Annotated in this window: 13 protein-coding genes; 6 read left to right on the top strand and 7 right to left on the bottom strand. The window is 57.2% G+C overall.

Annotated features, from left to right (window positions below; all coding sequences use genetic code 11):
* Positions 1-93 precede the first annotated feature (93 nt).
* On the top strand, positions 94-1,008 hold the full coding sequence (locus F9C28_RS12945) for a LysR family transcriptional regulator (RefSeq protein ID WP_199015780.1): 915 nt from the start codon (positions 94-96) through the stop codon (positions 1,006-1,008).
* 69 nt (positions 1,009-1,077) lie between these two features.
* On the opposite strand, the gene F9C28_RS12940 is transcribed toward F9C28_RS12945, so the two are convergent.
* The gene (locus tag F9C28_RS12940) at positions 1,078-2,445 is read right to left on the bottom strand and encodes an efflux transporter outer membrane subunit (RefSeq protein ID WP_199015779.1); all 1,368 of its coding nucleotides are present in this window, start codon (positions 2,443-2,445) and stop codon (positions 1,078-1,080) included.
* 42 nt (positions 2,446-2,487) lie between these two features.
* On the opposite strand from F9C28_RS12940, the gene F9C28_RS12935 reads away from it, so the two are divergent.
* The 5 genes from F9C28_RS12935 to tauD all read left to right on the top strand — a co-directional run bounded on the left by F9C28_RS12935 (position 2,488) and on the right by tauD (position 6,332).
* On the top strand, positions 2,488-2,640 hold the full coding sequence (locus F9C28_RS12935) for a hypothetical protein (protein ID WP_199015778.1): 153 nt from the start codon (positions 2,488-2,490) through the stop codon (positions 2,638-2,640).
* Between the two features lie 256 nt (positions 2,641-2,896).
* Positions 2,897-3,877: a taurine ABC transporter substrate-binding protein gene (gene tauA / locus F9C28_RS12930; protein WP_199015777.1), complete on the top strand. Its 981-nt coding sequence runs from the start codon at positions 2,897-2,899 to the stop codon at positions 3,875-3,877.
* A gap of 12 nt (positions 3,878-3,889) precedes the next feature.
* Complete coding sequence (gene tauB, locus F9C28_RS12925; protein WP_199015776.1) at positions 3,890-4,657, top strand: taurine ABC transporter ATP-binding subunit; 768 nt, start codon at positions 3,890-3,892, stop codon at positions 4,655-4,657.
* Positions 4,654-5,487 (top strand): taurine ABC transporter permease TauC, encoded by an 834-nt coding sequence (tauC, locus tag F9C28_RS12920; RefSeq protein ID WP_199015775.1) that lies wholly within the window; start codon positions 4,654-4,656, stop codon positions 5,485-5,487. Before tauB ends, tauC begins: the two co-directional genes overlap by 4 nt.
* The gene (gene tauD / locus F9C28_RS12915; protein WP_199015774.1) at positions 5,484-6,332 is read left to right on the top strand and encodes a taurine dioxygenase; all 849 of its coding nucleotides are present in this window, start codon (positions 5,484-5,486) and stop codon (positions 6,330-6,332) included. Before tauC ends, tauD begins: the two co-directional genes overlap by 4 nt.
* A 52-nt stretch (positions 6,333-6,384) precedes the next feature.
* Here tauD and F9C28_RS12910 read toward each other — a convergent pair whose 3' ends face one another.
* The 6 genes from F9C28_RS12910 to fdnG form a co-directional block, all read right to left on the bottom strand.
* Positions 6,385-7,350 (bottom strand): alcohol dehydrogenase catalytic domain-containing protein, encoded by a 966-nt coding sequence (locus tag F9C28_RS12910; protein WP_199015773.1) that lies wholly within the window; start codon positions 7,348-7,350, stop codon positions 6,385-6,387.
* Positions 7,351-7,536: 186 nt separating this feature from the next.
* A complete protein-coding gene (gene ompC, locus F9C28_RS12905) occupies positions 7,537-8,607 on the bottom strand; it encodes a porin OmpC (RefSeq protein WP_199015772.1) in 1,071 nt (356 codons plus the stop codon).
* A gap of 899 nt (positions 8,608-9,506) precedes the next feature.
* Positions 9,507-9,758, bottom strand: coding sequence for a DUF1158 domain-containing protein (locus F9C28_RS12900; protein ID WP_199015811.1), 252 nt, complete (start codon positions 9,756-9,758; stop codon positions 9,507-9,509).
* Between the two features lie 174 nt (positions 9,759-9,932).
* Positions 9,933-10,586 (bottom strand): formate dehydrogenase-N subunit gamma, encoded by a 654-nt coding sequence (gene fdnI, locus F9C28_RS12895; protein WP_199015771.1) that lies wholly within the window; start codon positions 10,584-10,586, stop codon positions 9,933-9,935.
* The gene (gene fdxH / locus F9C28_RS12890; RefSeq protein ID WP_199015770.1) at positions 10,579-11,466 is read right to left on the bottom strand and encodes a formate dehydrogenase subunit beta; all 888 of its coding nucleotides are present in this window, start codon (positions 11,464-11,466) and stop codon (positions 10,579-10,581) included. Before fdxH ends, fdnI begins: the two co-directional genes overlap by 8 nt.
* A 12-nt stretch (positions 11,467-11,478) precedes the next feature.
* Positions 11,479-14,526 (bottom strand): formate dehydrogenase-N subunit alpha, encoded by a 3,048-nt coding sequence (gene fdnG / locus F9C28_RS12885; protein WP_199015769.1) that lies wholly within the window; start codon positions 14,524-14,526, stop codon positions 11,479-11,481.
* Positions 14,527-14,854: the final 328 nt, after the last annotated feature.

Raw genomic sequence — 14,854 nt, 5'->3', positions numbered from 1 at the left:
AACGGGCGCTTTAGGGGGCCCGTTGTGGACAAGCCAGACGGAGCTAGCTAGCATAGCCATATCATATTTTTATTAGCCTGCACGGTACCTATCATGCGTTCTGATATCAGAACCCTCGATCTTAATTTGCTTAAAACCCTGGATGCCCTGCTGGATGAAGGCAGTGTGACCCGGGCTGCCCAGCGGTTGTCGCTGACCCAGCCTGCGGTGAGCGCGATGTTAACCCGGTTGCGGGATTTTTTTGACGATCCGCTGTTTATCCGCGCCCAGCGCGGCATGGTGCCAACCGCACGGGCGCTGACCCTGGCCGGGCCGGTTAAACAGGTGCTGAACGATATTTCCGTGTTGCTGGCACCGGCGGTATTCGCGCCCCGGGAGGCCCGGATGACCTACACCATTGCCGCCACGGACTACGCCCTGAAGACGATTGTGGTGCCGCTGATGGCGGCCCTGAAAAAACAGGCGCCGGGGATCCGGGGGGCGGTGGTGCCGGTGGATCATCCGCGGCTGGCGCGCCAGCTGGAACAAGGGGAGGTGGATATGGCGCTGGTTACCCCACAGACCACCCCGGAGGATTTACACGGCCAGGCCCTGTACCAGGAAGAGTATGTTTGCATGATGCGCGCCAGCCACCCCCAGGCCGGGGCCGCCGCGCTGACGCTGGATGCGTTCTGCGCCCTGGAACATGTGCTGGTGTCCAGCCACGGCAGTTTCCGGGGGCCAACCGATGATGCGCTGTCGGCGATGGGGCGCAGCCGCCGGGTAGGGTTAACGGTGAATAGCTTCCTGGTCTTGCCGGAAATTTTACGGGTCACTGATATGGTGGCGGTGGTGCCGCGCCGCCTGGCCTGCCGCCACGATCATATGGTGATTATGGAGACACCGCTGGCGGTGCCGGGCTTTACCAAAAGTATGGCCTGGCATGAGCGTGTCCACCGGGACCCGGCCCACCAGTGGATCAGGGCATTATGTGCCGAGGTGAGCCAGCCGGGGTACAAACTCAGTTGAACCTGGCGCCTGATATCACGGCCTGAATGCAGGCCGTGACCGGGCGCGACACCGCCAGAGATAGCCCGATCAGTTGACGCCGCCCCCAAGGGACTGCCACAGGGTAATGCGGTTATCAAAGTTAGTTTGTTGCAGGGCAATTAACTGCCGCTGGGCGCTCCACAGGGTGCGCCGGGCGGTCAGTACCGTCAGATAATCACCCACCCCTTCTTTATAGCGCTGTTCCGCGACATCCAGGGTTTGCTGTTCTGCGGCAACGTACTGGCGCTGGGCATCCAGCTGCTCATCCAGCGTGGAGCGGCGCGCCAGGGCATCGGACACGTCACGGAAGGCGCTCTGAATGGATTTTTCATAGCTGGCCACCATGGCTTTTTTCTCGGCTTCAGCGTAGTGCAGCTGGGACTCATTCAGGCCGCCATTGAAAATAGGCAGTGAGATTGACGGCGTAAATGACCAGATATTCATCCCGTGGCCCCACAGCTGCCCGAGGGGGCCGCTGGCGTAGCCGGCTGTCCCGGTCAGCGAGATGCTGGGGAAGAAGTTAGCCCGGGCGGCACCGATATCCGCATTGGCGCTCTTTAACTGATGCTCCGCTTCCTGAATATCCGGGCGGCGCAGCAGCACTGAGGAGGACACCCCCGCCGGGACCAGAACAATGGTGTTGGTGTTCAGGCTTTCCAGGGTGCCCGGCAGCACACTGGCGGGCAGCGATTGCCCGGCCAGCAGATCGAGGGCGTTTTTATCCTGCATCACCACGGTGCGGTAGCTGGCCACTGCCGAGCGGGCCTGCTGGTAAACGCTCATCGCTTCGCTGACATCCGTCACCGAGGCCACACCAACGCGCTGCTGGCGTTTAACGATGTTCAGGGAGTCCTGCGCACTGTTCATGATTTCCTGGGCCAGCGCCAGGTTGCTGTTGTCCGCCGCCATGGTGACCCAGGCGGTGGTAATTTCGGCCACCAGAGTGAGGCGGGTATTTTGTGCCGTAAATTCACTGGCCAGCCAGACCTCTTTTGCGGCCCGGGACAGGCTCTGGTTACGGCCAAACAGGTCCAGTTCGAAGCTGGCGGTACCCACCGCGCTACTGCTGGTGCCATAACCGGCGGCCAGACTGCGGCTGCGGGTGGTGCTCAGGCCGGCATCGAGGGACGGGAACAAGTCGGATCGCTGTTCGCCATATAAGGCCCGGGCGGCATCGATATCGGCAATGGCTTTTTGGACATCCCGGTTATTGGTCAGGGCGGTCTGCACCACGCTTTTGAGCCGCGCATCGGTGACCACTTCCTGCCAGTCGCGCAGTACTGCCGGGGCCGCCGCGCCGTTTTGCGTGCCGGACCAGACCGCCGGGATCGGCGGGGCCGGTTTGTGGTAGTCGGGATCCAGTGACACGCAACCGGCGGTCAGTAAAGAGAGAAATAACAGACTCATTCGAAACATAAACGGCTTACCCCTGGCATGTGCATAATGCGGTGAATTGCCATGTCACCGGCACAACATAATCATAATCTGGCAGCGCTGCTGTCCTGGCGGGTGGTACTGGCGTGGCGGCCCGGGCTGCACGCCATGACGATGCACTGGCATCACGGCCAGTGGAGGACATTGCGGGAGCAGGCGGCACGTCGGAACAGATAATTTGCAGGGACAGCCAGCGGGGAAGCGGGAATCATAGCGTATCTCCGCTGCGCCCGGCTTTCATAATGTGCTGCTAATGGTGCCGGATCCGCTGGCGTTGTGAAAAAAAAAGCGGGCTGTCCCATTCACCAAAAATCACTTTGTTATTGCGTAATTTATCTAAGTACAAATGGCTATGAGTCATAAATATTGATTCCTTCATTGCCACCCCGGTTCCACGGAATACTTCCCCGATAACAATCAGAGGGGAAGAGAGATGGCAAGAATCACCGCATTTACCACAACATTGCTGGCTGTATTCGCATTGCTGGCGGCCCAGGCCCAGGCCACTACCGTGACCGTCGCCTGGCAGACCTCCGCAGAGCCGGCCAAAGTGGCCCAGGCCGATAACACCTTCGCCCGCCTGAGTGGTGCCAGCGTTGACTGGCGAAAGTTTGACAGCGGTGCCGGGGTTGTCCGGGCGCTGGCCTCCGGGGATGTGCAGATTGGCAACATTGGCTCCAGCCCGCTGGCGGTGGCTGCCAGCCAGCAGGTGCCGATTGAGGTATTTTTGCTGGCCTCGCAGTTGGGTAGCTCCGAAGCGCTGGTGGTAAAGAAAAATATCACCTCACCGCAGGATCTGATCGGCAAGCGCATTGCCGTGCCGTTTATCTCCACCACCCACTACAGCCTGCTGGCTGCCCTTAAGCACTGGGGGATAGACCCGAAGCAAGTAGAGATAGTCAACTTGCAGCCCCCGGCGATTATTGCCGCCTGGCAGCGGGGGGATATCGACGGCGCCTATGTCTGGGCCCCGGCAGTGAATGAGCTGGCCAAAAGCGGCAGTGTGCTGACAGATTCCGGCCAGGTGGGCCAGTGGGGCTCGCCGACCCTGGATGTCTGGGTGGTGCGCAAAGATTTCGCCCGCCAGCACCCGGATATTGTCCGCGCTTTTGTACGCAGTGCGCTGGATGCCCAGCAAGCCTATCTGGCCAACCCCCAGGGCTGGCTGGCCCAGCCGGATAACCTGAATAAGTTGTCGCGCCTGAGCGGGGTGCCCCAGGGGGATATTCCGCTGCTGGTGAAGGGCAACACCTATCTGGACGCCAGACAACAACTGGCGCAGCTGTCCGGCCCGGTGAGCCAGGCCATCGCTGACACAGCCGCGTTCCTGAAGGCGCAGGGCAAGGTGCCCGCCGTGGCCGCGGATTACAGCCAGTTTGTTACCGGTGAGTTTATTCCCGGGGCGGCCCGGTAAACGGAGGTTGTTATGTTAGCCATTTCACAGCTCTGCGCCTGGTATGACGGTAAACCGGTCCTGAACGATATCAGCCTGACCCTGAACCCCGGGGAATTGCTGGTGGTGCTTGGCCCTTCCGGGAGCGGGAAAACCACCTTGCTGAACATCATTGCCGGGTTCCAGCCCTGTGAAGCCGGGAGTATTACCCTGAACGGGGCGGCGATACAGGGGCCCGGGGCCGATCGCGGGGTGGTCTTCCAGCATGATGGATTACTGCCCTGGCGCACGGTACAGGACAATGTGGCCCTCGGGCTGCAGCTGGCCGGGGTAGACAAGGCTGCACGGCGGGAGACCGCCAGCGCCATGCTCAGAAAAGTGGGGCTGGCCGGGGCCGAACGGCGTTTTGTCTGGCAGCTTTCCGGCGGCCAGCGCCAGCGGGTGGGTATTGCCAGAGCGCTGGCGGCGGACCCACAGCTGTTACTGCTCGATGAGCCACTCGGGGCGCTGGATGCGTTTACCCGGGAACAGATCCAGACCCTGTTGCTGCGCCTGTGGCATACCACCGGCAAGCAGATGCTGCTGATCACTCACGATATTGAAGAAGCGTTGTTTATGGCCACGGACCTGCTGTTGTTGTCTGCCGGACCGGGCACGGTACAGGAGCGGCTATCCCTTGATTTTGGCCGCCGTTATGTGGCCGGGGAACCCTGCCGGTCAATAAAGTCGGACCCGGCATTTATTGCCATGCGTGAATATGTGCTGGGGCGGGTATTTGATCAAGGAGAGGCGTTCGCATGAGTATTGTATTACCGGAAAGCAAGTTGGCCCGGGGGCGTAAGCGCTTGCTGTGGGGGCGCGTTTCCCGCCAGGGGCGGATCAGTGTGATCACGCTGCTGGCGGTGGTCGCGCTCTGGTGGGGGGTGACCGCGGCGGGATGGATCTCGCCGCTGTTTCTGCCTGCGCCACAGCAGGTACTGGCGAAACTGGTGGTGATTGCCGGGCCCCAGGGTTTTATGGATGCCACCCTGTGGCAGCATCTGGCCGCCAGCCTGGGGCGCATCGCCGTGGCATTGCTGGCTGCCGCGGCTATCGGCATTCCTGTGGGGCTGGTGATGGGCCTGAGCCCCACGGTGCGCGGTGTACTGGACCCGCTGATTGAGCTTTACCGCCCAGTGCCGCCGCTGGCCTATTTGCCGCTGATGGTTATCTGGTTCGGTATCGGTGAAACCGCCAAAATTCTGCTGATTTATTTATCCATTTTTGCCCCGGTGGCGATGTCGACCCTTGCCGGGGTAAAAAATGCCCAGCGGGTACGTATCCGGGCGGCGCAGTCCCTGGGGGCCAGCCGCTGGCAGATCCTGTGGCTGGTGATTTTGCCCGGCGCATTGCCGGAGATCCTCACCGGGTTACGTATCGGGTTGGGGGTGGGCTGGTCAACTCTGGTGGCATCGGAGCTGATTGCCGCCACCCGTGGCCTGGGGTTTATGGTGCAGTCCGCCGGTGAGTTCCTGGCCACCGATGTGGTGCTGGCCGGGATCGCGGTGATTGCGATTATCGCTTTTATTCTGGAACTGGGGCTGCGGGCGCTACAGCGCCGTCTGACCCCCTGGCGGGGAGAAATGCAATGAACGAACGTATCCATATTGACGCACTGGGCCCGGCTATCGGCGCCAGCATTGGAGGGCTGGATCTGCGCCGCGCCCTGAGCGATAACCAGTTTGAGCAGTTATACCATGCGCTGTTACGCCACCAGGTCATTTTCCTGAAGGGCCAGGATATCTCGCCGACACAGCAGCGGGATCTGGCCCGGCGCTTTGGGGATCTGCATATTCACCCGGTTTATCCTCATGCCCCCGGGGTTGATGAGATTATTGTGCTCGATACCCATAACGATAATCCGCCGGATAATGATAACTGGCACACCGATGTCACCTTTATTGATACCCCACCCGCGGTGGCTATTCTGGCGGCAAAACAGCTCCCGGAAACCGGTGGCGATACGCTGTGGAGCAGCGGCATTGCCGCCTGGGAGGCGTTATCCGACGGGGTAAAAGCGCTGCTGCGCGGCCTGCAGGGGGAGCATGACTTTCGTAAATCGTTCCCGGAGCACAACTATCGCCACAGTGAGCAGGAGCATCAGCGCTGGTTGCGGGCGGTGGCTGACCATCCGCCGCAGTTGCATCCGGTGGTGCGTACTCACCCGGTGAGTGGCCGGGAGGCGCTGTTCGTGAATGAAGGTTTTACTACCCGGCTGGTGGGGGTGACCCCGAAAGAGAGCGAGGCGCTGCTGGGCTTTTTGTTTGCGCATATTACCCAGCCGGCGTTTCAGGTGCGCTGGCGCTGGCAGGTGGGGGATGTGGCTATCTGGGATAACCGGGTTACCCAGCATTATGCTAATGCCGACTATCTGCCCCAGCGGCGTATTATGCACCGGGCAACGGTGCTGGGGGATAAACCCTTTTACCGCGGCTGAGCCGGTGGCAGCGTTACCGGGCAGAAGCGGTCTGCCTCTGCCCGGCGCAGCATTAGCCCAGTGGGATAACCATTTTGCCGGAGAAATCCCGGTTTTTCAGGCGAAACAGTGCCGTGTCAAGGGCCTCAAAGGCGCTGGTGACCAGCGGCTCGGTGGCTAATTGACCACTGGCCAGTTGCTGTAACAGCGCATCACCATCCTGGGTTAGCCGCTGCCAGTCGTGGTTGTCACCGGCACTGTGCAATGCACCCAGCGCCACTTCGTGCAGTGAAATAGCCTTAGCAAACGGCGCCCAGGGCCAGAGGGTTGCCCGGCCCTGGATAGTGACCAGATGGCCATTGGCCCGTAAGTGCTCACCCAGCCAGGCGGCACGGCTTTCGTGGACCGCATCCCAGATAGCATAGTAACGCTCACCCCAGGGGACATCACCACCGGCCACGGCGGGCTCTTCGAGAGTAACCGCCGCGCCAAGGGCGCTCAGGCGCGCAAAGTGGCGGCGGTGGCTCAGGGTATGCACGGTAAAACCACGGCGGACGGCCATTTGCAGCAGATAATGGCCCACGGAGCCGCCGGCCCCGCTGATCAGCACGGTTTCCCCGGCCCGGGCAGGTACTTTATCCAGTGACTGCCAGGCGGTGAGCCCCGGGCAGGGGAATGCCGCCGCCTGGGTATCATCCAGTTGATCGGGCACCGTCATCAGCACCCGGGCCGGTAGCGTGGTGTACTGCGCGAAACTGCCGTCCCGCAGCAGGCTCTGGTGCCAGGCCACGCGTTTCCCCAGCCAGTGATTGTCGACCCCCGGGCCACAGGCCACCACGATACCGCTGCCGTCCACCCCGGGGATGTGCTGTTGTTTTATATCCAGCAGTTTCCAGTCCACCGGGTTCAGGCCAATGGTACTGAGGCGGACAATAACGTCCCCCGGGGCGGCGGTTATCATGGGGCGGGTGTGTAATTCAAGGCCCGATGGCAGTGCGCCCCCGGTCCATACCCAGGCGCGATAAGTGGCTGGTAGCATAGCGTTTCCTGATATGTGGCAATCTTTCCGGCGGTTGCCGGGTGTCCCGGCGTATCCTGCGGGGTTTAGCGGGCCGGGGGAAGTAATAAATCGTTATGATGATGATAACCATTGTTAATAATGCAAAACCCCCGCACCGGAATGCCGGGGCGGGGGCCTGTGTTGCTGCGCAGGATGCGCGCGGGATTAGAACTGGTAAACCATGCCAACACCGACCACGTTGTCAGTATTGATACCCAGGTCGTTGTCGTCCAGCAGGTTAATTTTGTAGTCCACGTAGGTGGCCATGTTTTTATTGAAGTAGTAGCTGGCGCCCACTTCGATATATTTCACCAGATCCTCGGAGCTCTTACCGGAGGCCAGGTGTTTGCCTTTGGTCTGCAGATAAGCCAGTGACGGACGCAGGCCGAAGTCAAACTGATACTGGGCAACCGCCTCAATGCTCTGGGTTTTCGGCGCAATGAGGGAGTCTGTGCCGTAGGCGGTCATATTGCGGGTTTCCGCATAGTTGGTCGCCAGGTAGATATTGTTGGCGTCGTATTTCAGACCCACGTTCCAGGCTTCTGCGTGGTCACCGCTTTTTACCCGCACCTGGTCGTCAGTACGGTCAGAGTTCGCGTAGGAACCCCCGATAGCAAAGCCGTCAAATTCGTAGGTGGTGGACAAGCCGTAACCGTCGCCGTTCTGGGTGCTGGTGCCGCGTTTGTTTTCCGCACCGCTGCCTTTTTCATTTTTACCCTGGTACTGCAGGGCAAAGTTCAGGCCGTCAACCAGGCCAAAGAAACCATTGTTACGGTAGGTCGCCATGCCGTTACCGCGGCCGGTCATAAATTTATCGGAACCGGAGTAAGAGTCACCGCCGAACACCGGCAGGATATCGGTCCAGGCTTCGATGTCGTAGTTTACGCCGTAGTTACGGCCGTAGTCGAAGGCGCCGTAGTCGCCGACCCGCATCCCGGCAAATGCCAGACGGGTTGCGGTATTGGAGTTACCTTCATCGGTGTTGCCCTGGATGTTGTATTCCCACTGGCCGTAGCCGGTGAGCAGGTCGTTAATCTGGGTTTCACCGCGGAAACCTAAGCGAACGTAGGTCTGGTCGCCGTCGGCGCCTTTGTTGTCAGAGAACTGATGACGCGCATCAACTTTGCCGTACAAATCCAGCTTGTTGCCGTCTTTGTTATAAATTTCCGCCGCGCCAACGCCAGCAGAGACTAACAGGAGGGATGAAACAACCACTGCCAATTTATTATATTTCATTCGATTACCCGTAATTAATCCAGAGCAGGAATAACACTCTGCTTATAGTTATTGATATTAAGACTGGCTGTAATTTATTGTCGCCATTGTTGCTATCATCGGTATTAACTTTTGGCCGATGCCTGAATACTACCAATAACCTTTCGTCGATCAATATAAAGTTCATTTTCTTGCGTGATTAAAATCACATAAAACAAAATGGCGATATTAATAACGATTAATGGTTAATTTTATGTAAAGAAATAATTTTTATTATGTATAGAACCGTGGGAAATAAAACTAAATGCTGAAACAGTAACGTAGTTTAATATAATCGCCATTGGTATTATGGCGTTATTTTGTACAATCAAGAATAATGTCATTTTGAGGTTTTTTATTTTTTATCTATATTTATCAATTGGTTGATTGTGGTTTGCTTGTGGGTTAGGCGTGTTTTTATTTGGTATCGCAACGATTTTAGAACAATTTACAAACATTATTCTCTAAATATAGATAATATTTTTAGTGTATTTTGTTAGTTGGCGATTTATTAAAGGGTGCTAATCCATTGCCTGGGTTTTTGTGAAAATGATAAACCGCATTATCAGTCTGGTGGGGATAGTTCCCCGGCTGACAATCATCTTCTGTGCAAGCGTCAATAATAGAATTTACTATTTTCCAGGATAGTGATTATTTATTTAGGCTGTATTCATATTTAATATTTTATCGCCCGCAATTTTCACTGACTTCACAAAACGACGTACCGGTATCTCATAATGGGTGATACACCTCGCAATTTTCCACGGTGTGATTGCATCTGTACGTATTATTCAGGCAGGAAATATCCCGCGATGCGCGACCGGTTCGGGATGTGGCGTTATACCGACACGAGATACCGCGCATCAGGGGGGATAGGGCAGTCAGTGGTGCCCGGGAGAAAACCAGCGCCGCCAGATAAAGCGGATCAGTAAGTATTCGGCACAACCCAGCAGCAGAAACCACAGACAGAAGATAAGGGTGTAGAGCTGGTTAAGATCCTGGAGGTGAAAGGTGTTTATCAGCCAGCGGGCCAGATCGAGGCTCAGGGCCGGGGCTGGGAGCAGCAGGCAGGATAACAGGGCCAGTAACAGAATGCCTCCTGCGCTGACCAGGGTTTCGAGGGGATGGCGGATCATGATGTTACTCTCTGGTTAAAACGCTATTGTCCAGAATGCTAAGCGGTTGTGCAAATACCCGATGTGTGGTGCCAGAAAGACGGTGGTGCCAGAGAAGGTAAAAAGAAGGGCGGTGGCAGGAACAGGCACCGTCGCCGGGGTGCCTGTTCCGGTATTAACGCCAGAGGCGGGTTATTTCTGTTGCTGTTGCTGTTGCTGCTCTTGCGCTTCGACCTCGTCATACCAGCGCGGGTGGTGCTTTTTGGCCCAGCGACGGCTGACTTTCCCTTCGATCATCCCGGTAATGGAGCCTTTCACCCAGAACGCCATATACATATGGATAAGTATCGCGTGGATCAGCACAATGGCTGCCGTGGCGTGGAGCAACAGGCACCAGCGCACCAGTTTGATGGGGAACAGCGGCGCAAAGTAAGGTCGCCAGATAATAATCCCGGTCACCAGTAGCACGAAAATCATGCTCATGATGCTCCAGAACATCATTTTCTGCCCGGCATTGTATTTTCCTACCCGGGCAACCTTATGCTCGTTGCCTTTCAGTACTTCAACAATGCCTTTGAGCCACGGCAGATCCTCTTTATCCGGGATGTTGTGTTTCACAAAGCGGACAAACATAAACATCAGGGCAAAGAAGATAACCACCCCAAAAAAGGGATGCAGAATGCGGCCCATTTGCGGGGTGCCGAAGGTTTCTGTCAGCCACTGTAGGGTGGGGAAGAACAGCGCAATGCCGGACAGCGACACCAGAAAGAAGCAGATAACCACTGTCCAGTGGCAGGCCCGATCAATAAACGTGGTTCGGACAATCATCTTGCTCTGCTTAGTCATGATGTTCCTCCTCGTCATCATCATCGGTTTCTTTATTAGGCCCCACGCCGATGTAGTGGAAGATTAACCCGGCGAAGGTGGCAATAAAGCCCGCAGCGGACAGCGGTTTCAGGATGCCTTTCCAGAGATTAATCGGCACATCAATCTGCGGATCGTTCGGCAGATTGTGGTACAGCTCCGGCTGGTCCGCATGATGCAGGACATACATCACATGGGTGCCGCCCACGCCCTGCGGGTTATAGACCCCGGCGTTGGGGTAGCCGCGCTGGCGCAGTTTTGCCACCCGCTGTTCTGCTATTTCCAGCATCTCTTGCTTGCTGCCAAAATGGATAGCGCCGGTGGGGCAGGTTTTGACACAGGCTGGCTCCTGACCCACGCTGACCCGGTCCACACACAGCGTACATTTATAGACCCGGTTATCGTCGGGGTTTAGCCGCGGAATATGGAACGGGCACCCGGCGATGCAGTAACCGCAGCCAATACAGTGCTCGGATTTAAAGTCCACAATGCCGTTCACGTACTGGACAATGGCCCCGGCAGACGGGCATGCCTTCAGGCAGCCCGGATCTTCACAGTGCATACAGCCGTCTTTGCGGATAAGCCACTCCAGTTTTCCATTCTGGGTGGTTTCCGAAAAACGCATCACGGTCCAGGACTTGGCGCTCAGATCCGCCGGGTTGTCATAGACCCCCACACAGTGGCCAACCTCATCGCGGATATCGTTCCATTCCGAACAGGCCACCTGGCAGGCTTTGCAGCCAATGCAGGTGGAGACGTCAATTAGCTTGGCGACTTCGGTCTGGTGATCCCGCACCTGGGCCGGGGGGGTAAACCCGTTGGTGGCGGAACGTTTAAGAATGTCTTGGGATTGCATGGACATAATATGGGCTCCTTATGCCTTTTCCAGGTTTACCAGGAACGCCTTATATTCCGGCGTTTGTGAATTAGCATCCCCAACCCCCGGGGTCAGCGTATTCACCAGGTAGCCTTTACGGGCGACCCCTTCAAACCCCCAGTGCAGCGGCAGGCCGACGGTTTCCACGGTTTTTCCGTTGATATTCAGGGATTGCAGGCGGCGGGTTACCACCGCCACGGCGCGGATAAACCCACGTTTACTGCTAACCCGTACCCGATCCCCGTTGGCAATGCCTTTGGCGCGGGCGAGGGATTCGCTTATCTCGACAAACTGTTCCGGCTGGGCGATGGCGTTAAGCCGGGCGTTTTTGGTCCAGGTGTGGAAGTGCTCGGTAAGGCGATACGTCGTGCCGACATAGGGGAACTCATCGGCGCTGCCGAGGCGTTTCGCATCGTCGGCAAATACCCGGGCCGCCGGGTTCGAGATAACGTTCGGGTGCAGCAGATTGGTACCGACCGGCGTTTCAAAGGGTTCATAGTGTTCCGGGAACGGCCCTTCCGCCATTTTGTCGATGGCAAACAGGCGGCCCAGCCCTTCCGGCTGCATAATAAACGGATTGACGCCACTCCCCGGCGCGGCAGTGTTGTAGTCGGGAATATCGTTGCCCACCCATTTATTACCGTTCCACTGGATCAGCATCCGTTTGGCATCCCAGGGTTTCCCTTGTGGATCCGCTGAGGCACGGTTGTACAGCACCCGACGGTTCAGTGGCCAGGCCCAGGCCCAGCCGAGGGTGTTACCCAGCCCGGAAGGGTCGCTGTTGTCGCGGTTGGCCATCTGGTTGCCTTTTTCGGTCCAGCTCCCGGTCCAGATCCAGCAGGATGACGCAGTGGTGCCGTCATCACGCAGCAGGGCGAAGCTGTCCAGCAACTGGCCCTTTTTCGCCACCAGTGCGCCACTGGTGTCATACAGGTCGGCCAGCGCATAGCCGTTGTTGTCTTTGGCTATCTCTTCAGATTCCGGGCTGTCCGGCTGATGATAATCCCAGCGCATGTTGAGCAGCGGTTCTGCGCCGCGGCCGCCTTCATTGCGGTACAGGGTGCGCAACTGGTGGTAGATCCCGGCGAGGATTGCGCCATCGTTGAGGGCTTCCCCCGGGGCGCTTGCCGCTTTCCAGTGCCACTGCAGCCAGCGGCCGGAGTTAACAATAGAGCCGTCTTCTTCTGCAAAGCAGGTAGAGGGCAGGCGGAAGACCTCCGTCTGGATGGCGGACGGATCGACATCGTTCATCTCGCCGTGGTTCTGCCAGAAGTTACTGGTCTCCGTTACCAGCGGATCGATGATGACCAGGTATTTCAGCTTACTGAGGGTGGCCACCACTTTATTTTTGTCCGGGAAGGAGGCTACCGGGTTGAAGCCCTGGCAAAGATAGCCATTCACCTGGCCCTTATCCATCATGTCGAAGTAGCGCAGCGTGTCGTAAGACTGATCCCACTTCGGTAGCCAGTCAAAGCCCCACTGGTTCTCTTTGCGGGCCTGATCGCCATAGAAGCTTTTCATCAGGCTGACGAAAAATTTCGGGTAGTTGCCCCAGTAGTTTACCTGGCCGGGTAACGTGGCCCGCGGCGTGTTGGCCGCCAGATAACTTTCCAGAGTGGTGTGCTGGTCCGAGGGCAGGGTCAGATAACCCGGCAGGCTGGTAGAGAGCAGGCCAAGGTCGGTCAGCCCCTGGATATTTGAGTGGCCGCGCAGGGCGTTAACGCCACCCCCGGCCATCCCCATATTCCCCAGCAGTAGCTGGATCATCGCCATGGTGCGGATATTCTGCGAACCGACGCTGTGCTGGGTCCAGCCCAGGGCATACAAGAAGCTGGTGGTGCGATCCGGGGCACTGGTCGAGGCCAGCACTTCGCACACTTTCAGGAAGTCTTGCTGTGGCGTACCGCAGATTTTTTCCACTATGTCCGGGGTATAGCGAGAGACATGCGCTTTGAGTAGGTTCCATACGCAGCGCGGGTGCTGGAGCGTGTCATCACGCAGGGCATAACCGTCGCTGCCGAATTGGTAATTCCAGCTGGTTTTATCATAGTGGCGCTTGTCGGCGTCATACCCGCTGAATAAGCCGTCTTCGAAGCTAAAATCGTCCCGTACCAGCAGGCTGGCATTGGTGTAGTTTTTAACGTACTCGGCGTTAATTTTCTGATGGTTAATCAGATACAGGATCACCCCGGACAGGAACGTAATGTCGGTGCCGGAACGGATCGGGGCATAGATATCCGCCACGGAAGCCGTGCGGGTGAAGCGCGGATCGACCACGATAAGCGTGGCATCGTTGTTATTTTTGGCTTCCATCGCCCAGCGGAATCCCACCGGATGTGCTTCAGCGGCATTACCGCCCATCACGACGACGACGTTGGCATTTTTGATATCAACCCAGTGGTTGGTCATCGCACCGCGACCAAATGTTGGAGCAAGACTTGCTACCGTTGGTCCGTGTCAGACGCGCGCCTGGTTATCTACCGCCAGCATCCCGAGGGAGCGGGCAAATTTGTGGGTCAGCAGGCCGGTTTCATTGCTGGCGGCAGAGGCGCACAGCATCCCGGTGGAGAGCCAGCGGTTGACGGTGGTGCCCTGGCTGTCTTTTTCGATAAAGTTGCTGTCGCGGTCCTGTTTCATCAGGCGGGCGATGCGGGTGGTGGCCTCTTGCCAACTGATACGCTGCCATTTATCGGACCCCGGCGCGCGGTATTCCGGGTAGCGCAGGCGGTTCTCACTGTGTACATAGTCAAGCAGACCGGCGCCTTTCGGGCAGAGTGCCCCCCGGCTTACCGGGTGGTCAGGATCCCCTTCAATATGGGTGATGGTGGCGCGGGCATTTTTCGCCCCGTCTCCCAGGCTATAAATCAGTAATCCACAGCCTACGGAACAATAGGTACAGGTGTTACGGGTCTCTTTAGACCGCAGTAATTTGTATTCACGCACCTCTGCCAGTGCCGTTTTCGGCGCAAACCCGAGTGCGGCAACCGTTGTACCTGCCATCCCGCCGGCGCAGATTTTAAAAAACTGTCTGCGGCTGACGTCCATTGCTTACCTCATTTTTATTTACATTGAGCGCAGCGAAAATAACAGTCAGCAGAGTGGGGACCTTGCGCGAAATCAAATCTGGCGGTATTAACCGATAATCTACCCTTTAGTGAGTATTTTTTAATAAAAAAATTAACCCTCTTGCATAATAATTTTATCGCTTTAGGGGTTGTTATTTTTTATAGCGAAATTTAGTGGGAAAATTTAATTTTTTCCCTTTACTTTCATCTAGGGAAGGTGCGAATAAGCAGGTCATTTCTTCCCAAGCTGACTCGCTGATTAAAATTTCGCGGATCTGGGCCGATTTTTTTCCCGCAAACACATCGAA

The organism is Shimwellia pseudoproteus, from assembly GCF_016415625.1.
GTDB lineage: Bacteria > Pseudomonadota > Gammaproteobacteria > Enterobacterales > Enterobacteriaceae > Shimwellia > Shimwellia pseudoproteus.
The sequence above is the reverse complement of the archived record's forward strand: the minus strand, read 5'-3'. Positions and strand labels throughout refer to the sequence as shown.